Origin of the sequence: Saccharopolyspora endophytica (genome assembly GCF_018070075.1) — a bacterium.
In the GTDB taxonomy this organism is placed as follows: domain Bacteria; phylum Actinomycetota; class Actinomycetes; order Mycobacteriales; family Pseudonocardiaceae; genus Saccharopolyspora; species Saccharopolyspora endophytica.
Map to the genome: position 1 here is coordinate 62,658 of NZ_JAGPXE010000006.1, position 15,228 is coordinate 77,885.

Genomic DNA, 15,228 nt, shown 5'->3' on the forward strand with positions numbered 1-15,228 from the left:
CGAAGGGTGGGACAGCTGCGATGTACGAGAAGGACGGCGAGAGATATTTCGTGGTCGACGGGCACGTCCACATCTGGGACGCCCGCGAGTCGAACCGCAAGAACATCCACGGCAAGCAGTTCATCGACTGCTTCTACGACTACCACCGCAACCTCAGCCCCGAGGAGCACGTGTGGGACTACGACACCTACACCTACTACGGCTCCGAGCGGTTCATGAAGGACGTCTTCGACGACGGCCACGTGGATCACGCCATCTTCCAGGCGACCTTGCTCAACGACTTCTACGAGACGGGCTTCGGTCAGACGGAGGAGGCGTTCGGTCTCACCCAGCGGCATCCGGACAAGCTGACCTACAACCACGCCTACGATCCCCGAAACGGTGAGGCCGGCCTGGAGCAGCTGCGCCGGGACGCCGAGCGGATGAACCTCCAGGGAGTCAAGCTCTACACCGCCGAGTGGAACGGCGACTCGCGCGGGTACCGGCTCGACGACCGGTGGTCGCGTCGCTACCTCGAAGAATGCCTCGAACTCGGCATCAAGAACATCCACGTCCACAAGGGACCCACGATCCGGCCGCTGGACCGGGACGCCTTCGACGTCGCCGACGTCGACAAGGTCGCCACCGACTACACCGACCTCAACTTCGTCGTCGAGCACGTCGGGCTGCCGCGGCTGGAGGACTTCTGCTGGATCGCCACGCAGGAGCCCAACGTCTACGGCGGGCTCGCGGTCGCGATGCCGTTCATCCACTCCCGTCCCCGGTACTTCGCGCAGATCATCGGCGAGCTCCTCTACTGGATCGGCGAGGACCGGATCCTCTTCGGCAGCGACTACGCCCTGTGGACACCGGGGTGGCTGGTGGAGAAGTTCGTCGACTTCCAGATCCCGGCGGACCTGACGGAGTACGCGCCGATCACGGCGGAGCAGAAGAGGAAGGTCCTCGGGCTCAACGCCGCCGCTCTGTACGACATCGACGTTCCCGGCGAGCTCCAGATCGCCGCGGTGGCGGGGGCGGAGGCGCGATGACCACCACCCTCCGCTCCGTGGAGACCGACGTCCTGGCGGCATTGGCGACGGTGACCGACCCCGAGCTGGACGAGCCCGTGACGGAGCTGGGGTTCGTGCGCTCGGTGGTCGTCGACGACGAAGGGGTCGAGGTGCACCTGCGCCTGCCGACCTCGTTCTGCGCCCCCAACTTCGCCTACCTGATGGTGGCCGACGCCCACGACGCGCTCGCCGAAGTGCCCGGGGTGGGACGTGTTCGGGTGCTGCTGGACGACCACCACGACTCCGCGAAGATCAACAACGGTATCGCCGCCGGACTCGGGTACGCCGGAACCTTCGGTTCCGAGGCCGAGGAGGGGCTCGACGAGCTGCGCCGCACCTTCCAGCGCAAGGCCCACCTGGCGGCGGTGGAGCGCTGCTGCCGGTCGGTGCTCGGCGGTGGTGCGTGGTCGCTCGACGAGCTGCCGCTGCTGGAGCTGTTCGACCTGCCCGAGGGGCGTCTCAAGGCCGCCCTGGTGCGGCGGCGGGAGGCGATCGGACTGCCCGGTCATGCGCATGCGCGCGTGCTCGTCGACCACGAGGGCGCACCGATCCCGAGCACCGATACCGCGCTGTGGCTGCGCTTCGCCGCCGCCACGAGGGTCTCGATCGAGGGCAACGCCCACTTCTGCCGGGGCCTGCTCGCGACCCGCTACGCCGAGAACGACGTCGTCATCACGAATTCGAGAACCACCTGAGCTGGGCCCGTGTCCGGGTGTTGGTAGATCTGCTGCGCAGAGAGGGAAGTGGGAATCATGGCCAAGGAGCTGCGGTTCAGCGTCGACGCACGACGCCAGTTGGAGCTGGGCGTCAACGCGCTGGCCGACGCGGTGAAGGTGACGCTGGGGCCCAAGGGGCGCAACGCGGTGCTGGAGAAGCTGACCGGCCCGCCGACCATCACCAACGACGGCGTGACGATCGCCAGGGAAGTGCAGCTGCGGGAGCCCTTCGCGAACATGGGTGCCCAGCTGGTCAAGGAAGTCGCGATGAAGACCAACGGTGCCGTGGGCGACGGCACCACCACCGCGACCGTGCTCGCCCAGGCCATGGTGCGCGAGGGGCTCGCGGCCCTGAGCGAGGGGGCGAACCCGATGCGGGTGCGTCGCGGCATCGAGGAGACCGTGGACGCCGTGGTCGAGTGGCTGCGGAAGTCCTCCACCCAGGTCTCCGGTGAGACCGAGCTGGAGCGGATCTCCACCCTGGCGGCAGGCGACGACGAGCGGATCGGCCGGGTGATCGCGCAGGCCCTGGCCGCGGTGGGCGGCGACGGAGTCGTCGAGGTGGAGGAGTCCGAGGGCACCGGCCTGAGCGTCGAGCTGGTCGACGGCATCGAGTTCGACCACGGCTACACCTCGCCCTACATGGTCACCGACCGGGAGCGCATGGAGGTCGGCTACGACGACCCGGTGATCCTGCTGACCAACAAGAAGATCAGCCAGGTCCAGGAGCTGATGCCCACGGTGGAGGCGGCTCGCAGGCTGGACCGCCCGCTGGTGGTCGTCGCGGAGAACGTCGACGGTGCCGCGCTGCAGATGATCCTCAGCGGCAACGTGCACGGCACGTGCCCCTCGGTCGTGGTGCGCGCTCCCGGCTTCGGCCACCGCAGGGTCGCGGAGCTGGAGGACCTGGCCTCGGCACTCGGCGGGCGCGTGGTCAGCGATGACTCGGGCATCGCGCTGGCCGATGTCACCGAGCGGGACCTCGGCAGCTGCGAGCACATCACGATCACCGAGGACACCACGACGATCATCGGTGGTGCGGGCGAGGAATCGGCCGTTCGGGGCCGGATCGGCCAGCTGGAGAACCTGCTGCAGCGGGCCAGGATCGAGCACGACCAGGACAGCCTGCGGCTGCGCATCGCGCGGCTGTCGGGCCGCATCGCCGTTGTCAGCGTCGGCGCGGCGACCAGCGTGGAGCTCAAGGAGCGGATGCTGCGGGTCGAGGATTCGCTGGCGGCGGCTCGGGCGGCCCTGGAGGAGGGCGTGGTGGCCGGTGGCGGCGCGTCGCTGGCCCAGGCGGGCCGGTGCGTCGACCTCGTCGGACTCGACGGTGATGCGGCCCAGGGGCGCGAGATCGTGCGCCGCGCGCTCGGCGAACCGCTGCGGTGGATCGCCGGGAACGCCGGCTACGACGGGGGAGAGGTCGTCACCCGCGTGGCCGCCATGGACGTGGGCAACGGGTTCGACGCGCTCACCGGCGAGTACGGCGACCTGTTCGCCGCCGGCGTCGTGGACCCGTTGAAGGTGACCCGTTCGGCGCTGGAGAGCGCGGCGTCCATCGCGGCGCTGCTGATCACCACGGAAACCGCCGTAGTCGAGGAGATCGTGGGGAATCCGGGGGCGATCATGGCCCCCGGCACCGGCGACCTGGCAGAAGGAATGGTGCGCCCCTCGAACATCTACTAGAGGGGCCAGGAGGTGCGCCCACGGTCGTCGTGGTGGGCGCACCTCGCCAGGTTCACCGGCGCGCGAACTCGCGGCCGGTGAACGCTTGGACCTGGCGCAACGCGAGCGAGAGGAGTTCCGCTGTGGTGCAGCGGAAGTCGACCAATCCGAGCGCGAGCGCCTCCGAAGTCCGATGTGGACCGAATTCGGGCGCGGGCTGCACGGTCCCGGTGGACATGATGCGGACGTCCGCGGCGGCGGCCAACGCGTAGCCCGCCCCGACGGCATCGCCGTTGAGGGCCGCGACGACCGGAAGCGGGTGAGCCCGAAGAGCACTCAGCGCCTCCGGCAGCGCGAGGCGGGCGTCGTCCCGCGCAGGCCCCTCGACCGGATCGAGATCGGGGGCGAACACCCCGCGCGCTCCCGTGAGGACGACGGCCCGGTCCGGCCCGATGTAGGCGAGGGCCTCGGTCAGGCTGTCGAGCAGCCCAGCGGTCAGAACGCGGCGATCCGCGGGGCGGATGCGCACCACCACCGCCACGCCCCGGTGTTCGAGGTCGAGCATCAGCGCCTCCAGCGATCGCGGAATCACCACCCACCACGGGAGACCCTAGGTTCAGCGGAAACCGCGCCATGTCTCACTTTGAGACCGCGCCGAGCCCGTCGGAGCGGTAGTCCTGTCCTGACCCGATCGGGGAGGTAGCGCAGTGCCGAACACGACGCACGACACACCGGAAACCCCGCACGCCCAGCACCGGGAGAGGCACCGGGACTGCCTCGCCAGGGCCCTGCCCGAGCTGATCGCCCAGGGCTGGCGGCTCGACCACATCAGCGAGACGACCGAGCCCGAGGACGACTGCTGAGCTCACCAGGTGATCGGGCCTGCTTCGATGAGTTGGGCCAGGTCGGGGCCGGGGACGGCCTTGGAGAACAGCCAGCCCTGGTAGGCGTCGACGTCCATGGACCGCAGGACCTCGAACTGCTCGGGGGTTTCGACGCCTTCGGCGACCGTGACGCAGTCCAGCGCGCCCGCGAGGTCGGTGACCGTGCTGACCAGCATCCGGTCGACGCGGCTGGTGGTGATGTCCTGGACGAACGTCCGGTCGATCTTGATGGACTGCGCCGGGAAGTCCCGGATGCGCGTCAGCGAGGAGTACCCGGTGCCGAAGTCGTCCACGGAGAACCGCACGCCGAGGGCCCGGAGGTCGTTCATGCTGTCGTGCATCCGGGACGGCACGTCGACGATCGCGGTCTCGACCAGCTCGATGACGATGCGGTCCCACGCGATGCCGGTCTCGGAGACGAGCCGTTCCAGCAGGTCGTTGAAGGTCGGGTAGCCGGGCATCAGCTCGGCGACGTTCACCGCCACCGACACCGGCTTCCCGCCCGGCGGGACCGGCCAGTCCGCCGCGTCGCGCAGCGCCCTGCCCAGCACCCACGCGTCGAGGTCGGCCAGCATCCCCGCCCGCTCGGCGACCGGCAGGATCGTTCCCGGCGACAGCATCCCGCGCTCGGGGTGCTCCCAGCGCAGCAGCGACTCGCAGGTGCGGATCGTGCCGTCCGCCCCGACCACCGGCTGGTAGTGCAGCGTCAGCTCGTCGTTGTCGATCGCGTCGCGGAGCTCGGTCTCCAGCTCCAGCTGGTCGTCGATCGAGTCGATCAGCTTGCGCTCGGCGAACGCGAGGTTGGTCATCCCGGCCTTCTTCGCCTCCTGCAAGGACGAGAACGCCCACCGGACGAGGTCTTCGGCGCTCGTGCCGCCGCATTCGGAACCGACAGCGGCGCCGATCATGGCCGAGACCTGAACGCGCTGCTCCCGCACCGGGATCGTCGCGTGCATCAGGTCGGCGACCGTCGTCACGATCTCGGCGATACCGCCCTCCGCCTCGACGTCCGGGCACACGAGGGCGAACTCGTCGGCCGCCGTGCGGGCCACCGACCACCCGGTGGGCAGCTTGTCCTGCAAGCGCTGCCCCACGGCGATCAGCACCTCGTCGCCCGCCTCGTAGCCGAGCGCTTCGTTGATGCGGTTGAAGTTCTTGATGTCGCAGTACAGGACCGCGGCCCGCGACACATCGGTGTCGGCGACCAGCTGAGGGATCGCCGCGCGGTTCCACAGGCCGGTCAGCTCGTCGTGGTAGGCCCAGTAGCGCAGCGACTCGGCCTCGCGCTGCCGGTCGGTGATGTCCTCGAAGACCACCAGCCAGAACGGATCACCGCACGACTGCTGGGATTTCGCGATGCGCAGCTCGCAGTGGACGGGCCGGCCGTCGGACCGGGCCAACGTCCGCTCGTAGACCGCCTGGTCGTCCGGGGGCGCGCCGTGCGCGAACGACGCGGCGATGTTCTCCAGCCCGGGGGTGTCCGGATCCAGCAGCGCCGTCGCGTGCATGCCCTGCAGCTCGTCCGGCGAGTAGTTCAGCAGCTCGCACAGCGCCGTGTTGGAGTCGATGACGTGGCCGAAGCGGTCGAAGAGACCGATCGCGACCGGGGCGAGCTCGTAGAGATCGCGGAACTGCCGCAGCGAGGTCTCCAGCTGCTGGTGAACCGCGGTGTCGTCGCGGGTCAGCTTGGCGTAGCCGAGCAGGTCGCCGTCCGGCGACCACAGCGCGGTGATCACCACGTTCGCCCAGAACCAGCTTCCGTCCTTGCGCACGCGCCAGTCCTCGTAGACGTGCGAGCCGTGCTCGCGCGCCTGTTCGAGCGACTTCCCGGGATGACCGTTGGCGAGCTGCTCGGGGGTGTAGAACGGCTCCGTGCTGCTGCCGATCGCCTCGGACGCGGTCGCGCCCATGATCCGTTCCGCCCCGTGGTTCCAGCTGGTGACGGTTCCCGTCGCGTCGAGCGTGTAAACGGCGTAGTTGTCCAGCGACCGTCCGAATGGGCCGACGAATGCGCTCACGTCGGCCACGCGGTGACCCTCGGTCATGTGCATGCATCTCCACTCGGCAACCGGGGGCGGGGTTGCACGCCCCTCATGGGTTCGACTCGGTGGCGGTGTTCCCGCCCTGAGCGTTCGGTGGTGCGATGCCCTGCTGCGCCGCAGCGTCACGGGCCTGTGCCCGGGCTCTCAGATCATCAGCGATTCGTGGGGGAGAGCGATCTTCGAGACGCACGACGCCTCGAACACCTGGTCCTCACCGCTCGGACGAGTTGAACCGCGGTGCCTCCTTGCCGAGGAAGGCGCGCACGCCTTCGGCCGCGTCGGATGAGGCGAACGCCTGCTCGGACAGCGGCAACGTCGACCGGATCGCGTCCCGGTCGCCGTCCCGGCCGTTGTGCACCGCCCGCTTGACCAGCGCGAGCGCCGTGGCGGGGAGCTCGGTCAGGCGCGAGGCCAGCTCGCGGGCGGTGGTGAGCGCGTCGCCTCGGGGGACGACGCGGTTGACCAGACCCCAGGTCAGCGCGGTCTCCACGGGGACCGGGTCGCCGAAGAACATCATCTCCACGGCGCGCGCCTCGCCCACCCGGCGCGTGACGCGAACCGGTCCGCCGGACGCCGGGATCACGCCGAGCTTGATCTCGGGCAGCGCGACCTCGGTCCCGGCTTCGGCGATGACCAGGTCGCAGCACACCGCCAGCTCCAGCCCACCGCCGTAGGCGAGCCCGTTGAGCGCGGCGATCGTGGGCTTGGGGAACTCGTCGACGAGGCCGAACGTCTCGTTCTCGAACGTCAGTTTCCGGTCCACCACGTCGCCGCCGGCGATCAGCGACGGGAACTCCTTGATGTCCGACCCCGCGCAGAAGGCCCGGTCGCCCGCCCCGGTCAGCACCAGCACGCGCGTCTCCGGGTCGTCGGCGAGCCGGCGCAGCACGGCGTTGAGCTGCCGGGTGAGATCGAGGGTGGTGACGTTCATCGGCGGGTCGTTCAACGTCACCACGGCGACGTGGTCCTCGACGGTGCAGGTCACGAGGTCGGTGCTCATCGGAGCGGAGTCCTTCCCACGGGAGGTGGCGGAGCGGGCCCGCCCACTCTAGGGAAGCGAACGCCCCGGATCGCGCCACCGAGGTGCCCAGGAGCGGCGTGCAGGTCCCCGGTGGTCATCGTGCATCCTGGTGTTCGAAAGAGCAGGCGCGGAAGTGGCGCCTGGATACCGCAGGAGGACCGTGTGAGCACCGACAACGAGCGCCCGGAGATCGACCTCTCGCGCGACCCCAACCCCGGCGTCCCCGACCACGCCGCGCCCGAGGGCGCGGGTCTCGACCCGCTCATCGACCTCTCTCGCGACCCGAACCCGGGCAAGGCGGACCACGCCAAGCCCGACGACGAGTGACCGTCCTCTGAGGACGCGGTTCCGGGAGGCCTCGGAGCCTCCCGGAACCGTCCGCTTCAGAGGTGAGCGGGCTGCTTCAGCCGCCCGTCGTGGACCTCGGCGATCTGGTCCACCGCGGTGAGGTGGGTGCGGTCGTGGGTGACCAGCACCGTCGCCGTGGCCTGCCGGTGGGTGAGCTCGGTGATCAGGTCGATGACGGCCGCACCGCGATCGTGATCGAGAGCGCTGGTCGGCTCGTCCACCAGCAGCACCGTCGGGTCGTGCATCAGCGCGCGGGCGATGTTGACGCGCTGGCGCTGACCGCCCGAGAGCTGGTGCGGACGCCTGCTGGACAGCTCCGCCATCCCCACGGCGTCGAGCAGCTCCATCGCCCGGCCCCGGGCCGCGCGCGGCTTGCGGCCGTCGATCTGAGCCATCACCTGCAGCTGCTCGGCGGCGGTCAGCGACGCCAGCAGGTTGGGCTGCTGGAAGACGATGCCGATCTTGGTGCGGCGCAGCTCGGCGAGCTCGCCGCGGGACAGGCCGGTGGTGGAGGCCCCGTCGATGGCCACCGCACCCGAATCCGGCGTGATCAGCGTCGCTGCGACGGCCAGCAGGCTGGACTTGCCGGACCCGGACGGGCCGACCACCGCGGTCAGGCTTCCGGCCGGGACCTGGAGGCTGACGCGGTCGAGCGCGGTCAGCTTGGAATCCCCGTCGGGGTAGGTGAGGGTGATGTCGTTCAGTTCGAGGCTCATCGGGCGCTCCCCAGGGCGGTCAGCGGGTCGACGGACGTGATGCGGCGGATGGACAGGGCGGCGCCGAGCGCGCCGAGCGCGATCATCACCGCGGCGGGCACCAGGACGGTGGCGGGCGTGAGGGTGAAGGGCACCGCCGAGCCGGCGACCAGCGCACCGAGTCCCGCCGCGATGCCGGTGCCGATCAGGGTTCCGCCGGTGAGCAGCACGACGGCCTGCCCGAGCGCGTCCTTGAGCAGCGAGCCGGTCGAGGCGCCCAGCGCCTTGAGGACGGCGACGTCGCCGCTGCGCTGGATGGTCCACACGGTGAAGAACGCGCCGATGACCAGGGCCGAGATCGCGAAGAGGAATCCGCGCATGAGCTGCAGGGAGCCGTTCTCCGAGGAGTAGGAACCGATCGCGGTCAGCGAGTCGGCCTTCGTCACCGTCGCGGTTCCCGCGGCCTCGTCGAGGGAGGCCAGATCGGTGCCGGGTGCGGCGGTCAAGGCGACCACGGTGGCGGTCGGGCCGGCGCCGCGGTCGGTGGGCGGGGCGGTCTTCTGCCAGGTGTTCAGGCTGGTCCAGATCACCGGGGTGTGGCTGAACGAGTCGTCACCGCTGACCGAGGCGGCCACCAGCTCCTGCCCGGCGAGGGTGAACTTCTGGCCCGCGGTCACGCCGAGCTCTTCGGCGGCGGTGGTCGACAGGACCGCGGCCCCGTCGCCGATCTTGCTGCTCTCGGGGGCGAGCGCCGAGCCGGGCTCGACGCCGAACGCCGACACCCCGGTGCTCTTGACCCCGGCGGTGGCCTTGGTGGTGGTGATGCCCAGCGGCTCGGCGCCGGTCACACCGGGGGCCTCGGCCAGCCGCCGCCACTGCTGCTCGGTGACGGTGGAGTTGGCGTAGGACAGGTCCTCGCCGCTGCTGGGCGCGTTGAAGGCGATCCGCTCCGCCGGCAGCGACGTGATCGCGGAGATGTTCTGCTGCCCCAGACCGGCGGTCAAACCGGACAGCAGGCCGACGAGCAGGGTGATCAGGATGATGACGACGCCCATGAGGGCGAACCGTCCTTTGGCGAACTTCAGGTCTCTCCAGGCGACGAACACGGTTTCCGCCTGTCCTTTCGTTGGGTCTGCGAGGTACACGTCGACTCTCGCCGTCGACCCCGTGCGCGGGCATCTGGCGCAGGACAGCACTCGCCGCATCGAAGGTCGCCACGCCGCTTGTAACTTTCGACAGAGGTCCCGCGTTCTGCCGGGCCCTAGACTTGACGGACTGTGACCACGATCGTTCCGGCCCGCGCTCCCGCTCTCCGGGCGCTGACCCTGTGCCTGCACCTGCTGGTGCTCGGCCTGCTCGTCCTGGCCGTCGGCCGGGCGCTGGCCGCCGATCGGCCGCACACCGGGCTCGTCATCGCCGCCGCGATCACCTGCGGCCTGGTCTACGCGGCCGGACCCGTGGTGCCGCGGGTGCGCCGGTCGCGCAAGGCCGCGGCGCTGTGGCTGGTGCTGGTGGGAGCCGCCTGGCTGGTGCTGCTGGCGCTGTCCGCCGACGGGGTGTGGCTGGCGTTCCCGCTGTACTTCCTGCAACTCCACCTGCTGCCGCGCCGCGCCGGACTGGTCGCCGTGGTGATCACGGCGGTGGTGGCGATCGCGGGGTACGGCGCGCACCAGGGGCAGTTCGGCCCCGCGATGGCCATCGGGCCCGCACTCGGCGCGGCGGTCGCGGTCGCCGTCGTGCGGGGCTACCAGACGCTGTACCGGGAGAGCGAGCAGCGCAGGCGTCTCATCCAGGAGCTCACCGAGACCCGCGCCGATCTCGCCGCGGCCCAGCACACCGCCGGGATGCTGGCCGAGCGCGAACGCCTGGCCCGCGAGATCCACGACACCGTCGCCCAGGGGCTGTCCAGCATCCAGCTGCTGCTGCGCGCCGCCGGGCGCGCGCTTCCCACCGCGCCCGACAACGCCGCCCGCTACGTCGACCAGGCGCGGCAGGCCGCGGCCGACGACCTCGCGGAGGTGCGCCGCATCGTCGCCGCGCTCACCCCGCCGACGCTGGAAGGCGCGACCCTGGCGGGTGCGCTGGAACGGCTGTGCGCCACCACCAGCACCCGGCACCACATCGCCGCGCGGTTCCACCTGGCCGGTGATCCCGTGCCGCTGCCGCCCTCGCACGAGGTCGCGCTGCTGCGCATCGTCCAGTCGGCGCTGGCCAACAGCGTCCACCACGGCAAGGCCACTTCCGCCGAGGTGACCTTGAGCTACCTCGGTGACGAGATCGCCGTGGACGTCGTCGACGACGGGAACGGCTTCGACCCCGACCGGCTGCCCGCACCCGACCCCGAATCCGGCGGGTTCGGGCTGGCCGCCATGCGCGCTCGGGTGCGCGCGCTGGGCGGGACCTTCACCGTCGAATCGACTCCCGGCCACGGCTCCGCCCTGGCCGCGCACCTGCCCTTCGACACCGTTGCCGAGGCCCGTCCGTGACCGATCCCGAGATCCGCCTGCTGCTGGCCGATGACCACCCCGTCGTGCGAGCCGGACTGCGCGCCGTGCTCGAGACCGAGGACGGCATGACCGTCGTGGGCGAAGCCGCCACGGCCGAAGAAGCCATCAGGATCGCCGCTGACGGCGGCATCGACGTGGTTCTGATGGATCTGCAGTTCCGCGACGGGATGAACGGCGCCGAGGCGACCGCCGCCATCACCGGCAAGCCCGGCGCGCCCCGCGTCCTGATCGTCACCACCTACGACACCGACGCCGACACGCTGCCCGCCATCGAGGCCGGCGCCACCGGCTACCTCCTCAAGGACGCCCCGCCCGACGAGCTCGCGGCTGCAGTGCGCACCGCCGCCGCCGGGCGCACCACCCTCGCCCCGGCGGTCGCGGACCGGCTGATGAACCGGCTCCGAGTTCCCGGAACGACGCTGACCAAGCGCGAAACCGAGGTCCTCACGCTGGTCGCCGACGGCTTGTCCAACCAGGCGATCGGCCGCCGCCTCTACCTCACCGAGGGCACCATCAAATCCCACCTGGCCCGCATCTACACCAAGCTCGGAGTCGACTCCCGCACCGCCGCGATCGCCTCCGCGACCCAGCTCGGTTTGATCCGCCGCTGACGCGAAGGGTTTTCCGACGTCGTTGCGGCCTGAAGCGATGACCGTGACACGGCCGTGTGAATTGCCCGCCGTACGAGCACGGACGGGTGATCTCCGGTGGCTGTGCGCGACAGGGGTGGTTAGAACGTTCGGCAGCCGATCATTTCACTCTTCAGGAGACCTAGGAGTGTTTCGTGCCGAAGTCAAGACACCGGGCGCCCACCGCCTGCTTGCGCCAATGGATCGTCTGGGGAGTGGCAGCGCTGCTGGTCGCCGCCGCGTTCGCCTTCATCTCACCGCTCGGCGGCGGAACTCTGCCCCTCGTGTGGACCTTCCTGCTCGTCCTGCTGTGCTTCGCGACGGGTTCGCTGGCCAACGCGATGTTCCTGTCCCGGCCGCTGCGGCAGGGAGGGCACATGGTCTTCCCCGCGATCCGCGAACCCGAGGCGATCGAGCAGGCCCCGGCCGAGCCCATGAAGTCCCTGCCCGCCTCGGCCGGCCCCCGCACCGCGCGGTCCGAGGACGACGCTCCCGCTTTCACGTCCTTCAGCGAGTCTGACGGCACCCTTGAGGTCACGGTGCTGATCTCCGGCAACGACGGGTCGGATCAGGCGGGCGGCGAACTCGCCGGCGCCGGCCTCGCCGACCTCAGCGAGGAGTACGTCGTCGAAGGCATCCCGGTCCAGAAGACCGGCGAGGACATCGCCGAGACGGAAATCCCTGCGGAGGAGGAAAGTTCGGACCCGTACCCGGGTGCGGTGAAGGCGAAGCCGAACGGCCAGTCCCCGCGCAGCGGCTACCGGATCAAGGGCAACACCCGGTCCAAGCGCTACCACACGATGCAGTCCCCCTACTACGAGCGCACCAAGGCCAGCGTCTGGTTCCGCTCCGCAGCGGACGCGGAACGAGCCGGCTTCTCAGCCTGGAACGCCAGGACCAAGAACTCCCTCTGAAACCCCGGAATCAATGGTCGTCTTCGGTGGCTCCGGCAGGGTAGCCGCTGCTCTCCTTCCAGAGCTTGGGCCGCTTGCTGCCGGCGAACTCGTGGACGTACCCGCACCGGGCGCAGATCAGTCCCGTGGAGGACTCGTTCGCCCACGCGAGGTTCACCAGCTCGGTTGCGGTGGAGTTCGTGAGGTGTGCGTCGACCAAAACGCAGAGATCGGCTGAAGCGGCGACGATACGGTTGGGGCGGGCTTGACCAGCGGCTGTTCGAGGTCGTTTCCGGTCGACCCGCTGGAGAGTTGCAACTCCACCAGGTCGCTGTGATGTCGCGTCGGCCTGATCTGGGGGACGTGCTTCAGCTCTGGTGCGACGTCGATGGGTGCCGCAGCGGGGCTCCGACGGCGTGCAGGTGTTGCAGCACCAGGGCGTAGGAGCGGAACAGGCCGCACTGGCTGTACGTGACTCCGCGGCTGGTGCAGAAGTGGTTCACCAGCTGCTGGGCGTGGCGCAGATTCGGCCGCGGCATGCTGGGGAAGAGGTGGTGCTCGATCTGGTAGTTCAGGCCACCGAGCAGGAAGTCCACGAACCGTCCGCCGCGAACGTTGCGCGAGGTGAGGACCTGCTTGCGCAGGTAGTCCAGCTTCTGTCCCGCCGACAGCGTGGGCATGCCCTTGTGGTTGGGCGCGAAAGCGCAGCCCATGTACACGCCCCACAACCCCTGGTGCACCGCGATGAACACCAGCGCCTTGACCGGTGAGAGCACCAGGAACACCACGGCCAGGTAGGCCACCACGTGCGCGGCGAGCAGAACGGCTTCCACCCTGTGCGCCTTCACCTCCCGCTTCACCACGGCCCTGATGCTGTGGACGTGCAGGAGGAATCCCTCCAGCAGCAGGAGGGGGAAGAACAAGAACGCCTGGTACTTGGCCATCCACCGGAAGACGCCGCGTTTGGTGCGGGACTGCTCGGCGGAGAACGCCAGCGCCGGGATCTCGAGGTCGGGGTCGGCGTCCTCGTGGTTCGGGTTGTTGTGGTGAAGCCGGTGCTTGCCGACCCACCACCCGTAACTGATCCCCGTCATGCAACCGTGGATGAGCCCCACCAGGTCGTTGGCCCGCCGGGAGTGGAAGATCTGGCGATGTCCGGCGTCGTGGCCGACGAACGCCAGCTGGGTGAACACTCCCGCGAGCACCGCCGCTGTGAAGATCTGCCACCAGGAATCACCCAGCAAGACGAACATCACCGCGCCGACCGCCAGCATCACGCCGTTGCCCGCCATCTTCGCCGCGTAGTACGTGCGCCGAAGATCCAGCAAACCACGTTGTTTGACCAATCGGACGAGCTCGGAGAAGTCGCTGCCGCGCCCCGAGCCCGGACCGGCCGGTTCCCCCGCGGTCTGCAAGACGTTCCCCGAGCCGCGCCGCCGGGGCCGCCGCGGTCCACCGGCAGCGGGCACTGCATCGGAATTCATGATCGCCCCCCACCACTCCTCAGGCGCGTGCTGCCGAAGCAACCTCAGTGGTGTGCTCCGAGACTAACGCCGGTGAGAGGTCCCCGCAGGCACCTGCTCCTTCGAGGAACACGCCGAGAACCGCGAGCACACCGCCACCTCTGCCCACGCCCACCACAGAAGCGTCACCGGTGACCCACGAGCGCGGCCCCCATCCGCCGCAGGCGTCTCACCGCGTGGAGGAAGCTGCGTTGCCGGACTGGAATCGGTTCAGCGGACGCATCATCCGTCAGCAGGTATGGCATCCAGCCATCAAGAGCGCACCTGCGATGAAGGGGAGTGCGGGATGAAGCACCCCGAGGAGTACGCGCAATCGGCCGAGCAATGCCTGCAGCAGGCCAAGGAGCACTCGACCGATGAGATCCGGCAGGCCCGCCTGACCGAGGCCGCGATATGGGCACAACTCGCTCAGGCAGCCGCAACGGTCTACGCCACCAACCGCCGCGAAGGCGGCGAACCGGCCTGACCGGGCCGTTCCCACGAACGTCCCGACGCTTCATTCGGCGTCGGGCCTGCGGTCCGGCATCACACCCGGAGGGCTAATCGACGCGCGTCGGTGCCGCCGATCGCTGATCGTCTTCGCCGGGCAGGTGAACGTCGTTGACGGCGATGTTGACCTCGACCACGTCCAGGCCGGTCATGCGCTGCACCGCGGTGATGACGTTGGTTCGGATCGCCCGCGCGAGATCCATCAGCGCAGCGCCGTGCTCCACCACGATCTCCAGGTCGATGGCCGCCTGCGTTTCGCCGACTTCCACGACCACTCCGGAGGTTCGCGAGGCGCTCGCACCTGGAATCCGTTCCCGGATCGCGCCGAACGCGCGCTCCATGCCACCGCCCACGGCGTAAACGCCGAAGACCTCCTCGGTGGTGATGCGTGCGATCTGCTGCACCACCGTCGGGGCGATCGTCGTTTGCCCCCTTCGGTCTTGTCTCGCCGGTGCGGACTCACGGCGATGGACGGTCGCCGCCCCGCCGGCAGCAGTGGTCGACCAACCGGACTCGTCGCTGTCGATTTCCGTGCTTCGCGTTTCCCCAGGCCGCTCGACCACCGCTACCACGTCCCGTCCTCTACCGAGGTTCGATGCCACACCCCATTAGAGGCGCGAGCTGCACTGCGCGCATCGACCCGACACTCGGACGAGCGACATGCGGAGCATCAGCGTTCCTGCGCGATCCTCGCGATCAAGCGCTGCGATGTGCGGTGGCGGCGTCGTGGAGCCGGTAGAGGTGCTGTGCTGGTAGCGGCCGTTCTC

At 69.8% G+C, this 15,228-nt stretch carries 16 protein-coding genes; 9 read left to right on the forward strand and 7 right to left on the reverse strand.

Features of this window, described 5'->3' with window-relative positions:
* Positions 1–20 precede the first annotated feature (20 nt).
* Genes KBO27_RS15765 through groL form a run of 3 tightly spaced genes read left to right on the forward strand, consistent with a single transcriptional unit; the run spans position 21 to position 3,451 of the window.
* The gene (locus tag KBO27_RS15765; protein WP_210970750.1) at positions 21–1,028 is read left to right on the forward strand and encodes an amidohydrolase family protein; all 1,008 of its coding nucleotides are present in this window, start codon (positions 21–23) and stop codon (positions 1,026–1,028) included.
* The gene (locus tag KBO27_RS15770) at positions 1,025–1,744 is read left to right on the forward strand and encodes an iron-sulfur cluster assembly protein (protein WP_210970751.1); all 720 of its coding nucleotides are present in this window, start codon (positions 1,025–1,027) and stop codon (positions 1,742–1,744) included. Before KBO27_RS15765 ends, KBO27_RS15770 begins: the two co-directional genes overlap by 4 nt.
* A gap of 57 nt (positions 1,745–1,801) precedes the next feature.
* Positions 1,802–3,451, forward strand: coding sequence for a chaperonin GroEL (gene groL, locus KBO27_RS15775; protein WP_210970752.1), 1,650 nt, complete (start codon positions 1,802–1,804; stop codon positions 3,449–3,451).
* A gap of 52 nt (positions 3,452–3,503) precedes the next feature.
* On the opposite strand, the gene KBO27_RS15780 is transcribed toward groL, so the two are convergent.
* Positions 3,504–4,025 (reverse strand): enoyl-CoA hydratase-related protein, encoded by a 522-nt coding sequence (locus KBO27_RS15780; protein WP_307870434.1) that lies wholly within the window; start codon positions 4,023–4,025, stop codon positions 3,504–3,506.
* A 112-nt stretch (positions 4,026–4,137) separates the two neighbouring features.
* Between KBO27_RS15780 and KBO27_RS15785 the strand changes: the two genes are divergently transcribed.
* Positions 4,138–4,293, forward strand: coding sequence for a hypothetical protein (locus tag KBO27_RS15785; protein WP_210970753.1), 156 nt, complete (start codon positions 4,138–4,140; stop codon positions 4,291–4,293).
* A gap of 2 nt (positions 4,294–4,295) precedes the next feature.
* Here KBO27_RS15785 and KBO27_RS15790 read toward each other — a convergent pair whose 3' ends face one another.
* Both KBO27_RS15790 and KBO27_RS15795 read right to left on the reverse strand, forming a co-directional pair.
* A complete protein-coding gene (locus KBO27_RS15790) occupies positions 4,296–6,359 on the reverse strand; it encodes a sensor domain-containing protein (protein WP_210970754.1) in 2,064 nt (687 codons plus the stop codon).
* Between the two features lie 208 nt (positions 6,360–6,567).
* The gene (locus tag KBO27_RS15795) at positions 6,568–7,356 is read right to left on the reverse strand and encodes an enoyl-CoA hydratase/isomerase family protein (RefSeq protein ID WP_210970755.1); all 789 of its coding nucleotides are present in this window, start codon (positions 7,354–7,356) and stop codon (positions 6,568–6,570) included.
* 183 nt (positions 7,357–7,539) lie between these two features.
* Between KBO27_RS15795 and KBO27_RS15800 the strand changes: the two genes are divergently transcribed.
* Positions 7,540–7,704 carry a hypothetical protein gene (locus tag KBO27_RS15800; RefSeq protein WP_210971002.1) on the forward strand — a complete coding sequence of 55 codons (165 nt, stop codon included), beginning with the start codon at positions 7,540–7,542 and terminating at the stop codon, positions 7,702–7,704.
* Positions 7,705–7,760: 56 nt separating this feature from the next.
* Here the strand turns inward: KBO27_RS15800 and KBO27_RS15805 are convergent, their stop codons facing one another.
* Positions 7,761–8,441: an ABC transporter ATP-binding protein gene (locus KBO27_RS15805; protein ID WP_210970756.1), complete on the reverse strand. Its 681-nt coding sequence runs from the start codon at positions 8,439–8,441 to the stop codon at positions 7,761–7,763.
* Positions 8,438–9,526, reverse strand: coding sequence for an ABC transporter permease (locus tag KBO27_RS15810; RefSeq protein WP_210970757.1), 1,089 nt, complete (start codon positions 9,524–9,526; stop codon positions 8,438–8,440). The genes KBO27_RS15805 and KBO27_RS15810 overlap by 4 nt, the downstream gene beginning before the upstream one ends.
* A gap of 171 nt (positions 9,527–9,697) precedes the next feature.
* Between KBO27_RS15810 and KBO27_RS15815 the strand changes: the two genes are divergently transcribed.
* The 3 genes from KBO27_RS15815 to KBO27_RS15825 all read left to right on the forward strand — a co-directional run bounded on the left by KBO27_RS15815 (position 9,698) and on the right by KBO27_RS15825 (position 12,470).
* On the forward strand, positions 9,698–10,906 hold the full coding sequence (locus KBO27_RS15815) for a sensor histidine kinase (RefSeq protein WP_210970758.1): 1,209 nt from the start codon (positions 9,698–9,700) through the stop codon (positions 10,904–10,906).
* Complete coding sequence (locus tag KBO27_RS15820; RefSeq protein ID WP_210970759.1) at positions 10,903–11,538, forward strand: response regulator; 636 nt, start codon at positions 10,903–10,905, stop codon at positions 11,536–11,538. Before KBO27_RS15815 ends, KBO27_RS15820 begins: the two co-directional genes overlap by 4 nt.
* A gap of 173 nt (positions 11,539–11,711) precedes the next feature.
* Positions 11,712–12,470, forward strand: coding sequence for a sunset domain-containing protein (locus KBO27_RS15825; protein WP_210970760.1), 759 nt, complete (start codon positions 11,712–11,714; stop codon positions 12,468–12,470).
* Between the two features lie 347 nt (positions 12,471–12,817).
* On the opposite strand, the gene KBO27_RS15830 is transcribed toward KBO27_RS15825, so the two are convergent.
* A complete protein-coding gene (locus KBO27_RS15830; RefSeq protein ID WP_210970761.1) occupies positions 12,818–13,933 on the reverse strand; it encodes a fatty acid desaturase family protein in 1,116 nt (371 codons plus the stop codon).
* A gap of 325 nt (positions 13,934–14,258) precedes the next feature.
* On the opposite strand from KBO27_RS15830, the gene KBO27_RS15835 reads away from it, so the two are divergent.
* Positions 14,259–14,438, forward strand: a complete 180-nt coding sequence (locus tag KBO27_RS15835; protein ID WP_210970762.1) for a hypothetical protein — start codon at positions 14,259–14,261, stop codon at positions 14,436–14,438.
* 73 nt (positions 14,439–14,511) lie between these two features.
* Here KBO27_RS15835 and KBO27_RS15840 read toward each other — a convergent pair whose 3' ends face one another.
* The gene (locus KBO27_RS15840) at positions 14,512–15,063 is read right to left on the reverse strand and encodes an Asp23/Gls24 family envelope stress response protein (RefSeq protein WP_307870435.1); all 552 of its coding nucleotides are present in this window, start codon (positions 15,061–15,063) and stop codon (positions 14,512–14,514) included.
* Positions 15,064–15,228: the final 165 nt, after the last annotated feature.

Bases quoted from the DNA above. Each gene is read 5' to 3' on its own strand.
- KBO27_RS15765 (WP_210970750.1), top strand. From the start codon at position 21: ATGTACGAGAAGGACGGCGAGAGATATTTCGTGGTCGACGGGCACGTC.
- KBO27_RS15770 (WP_210970751.1), top strand. From the start codon at position 1,025: ATGACCACCACCCTCCGCTCCGTGGAGACCGACGTCCTGGCGGCATTG.
- groL (WP_210970752.1), top strand. From the start codon at position 1,802: ATGGCCAAGGAGCTGCGGTTCAGCGTCGACGCACGACGCCAGTTGGAG.
- KBO27_RS15790 (WP_210970754.1), bottom strand. From the start codon at position 6,359: ATGACCGAGGGTCACCGCGTGGCCGACGTGAGCGCATTCGTCGGCCCA.
- KBO27_RS15795 (WP_210970755.1), bottom strand. From the start codon at position 7,356: ATGAGCACCGACCTCGTGACCTGCACCGTCGAGGACCACGTCGCCGTG.
- KBO27_RS15805 (WP_210970756.1), bottom strand. From the start codon at position 8,441: ATGAGCCTCGAACTGAACGACATCACCCTCACCTACCCCGACGGGGAT.
- KBO27_RS15830 (WP_210970761.1), bottom strand. From the start codon at position 13,933: ATGAATTCCGATGCAGTGCCCGCTGCCGGTGGACCGCGGCGGCCCCGG.
- KBO27_RS15835 (WP_210970762.1), top strand. From the start codon at position 14,259: ATGAAGCACCCCGAGGAGTACGCGCAATCGGCCGAGCAATGCCTGCAG.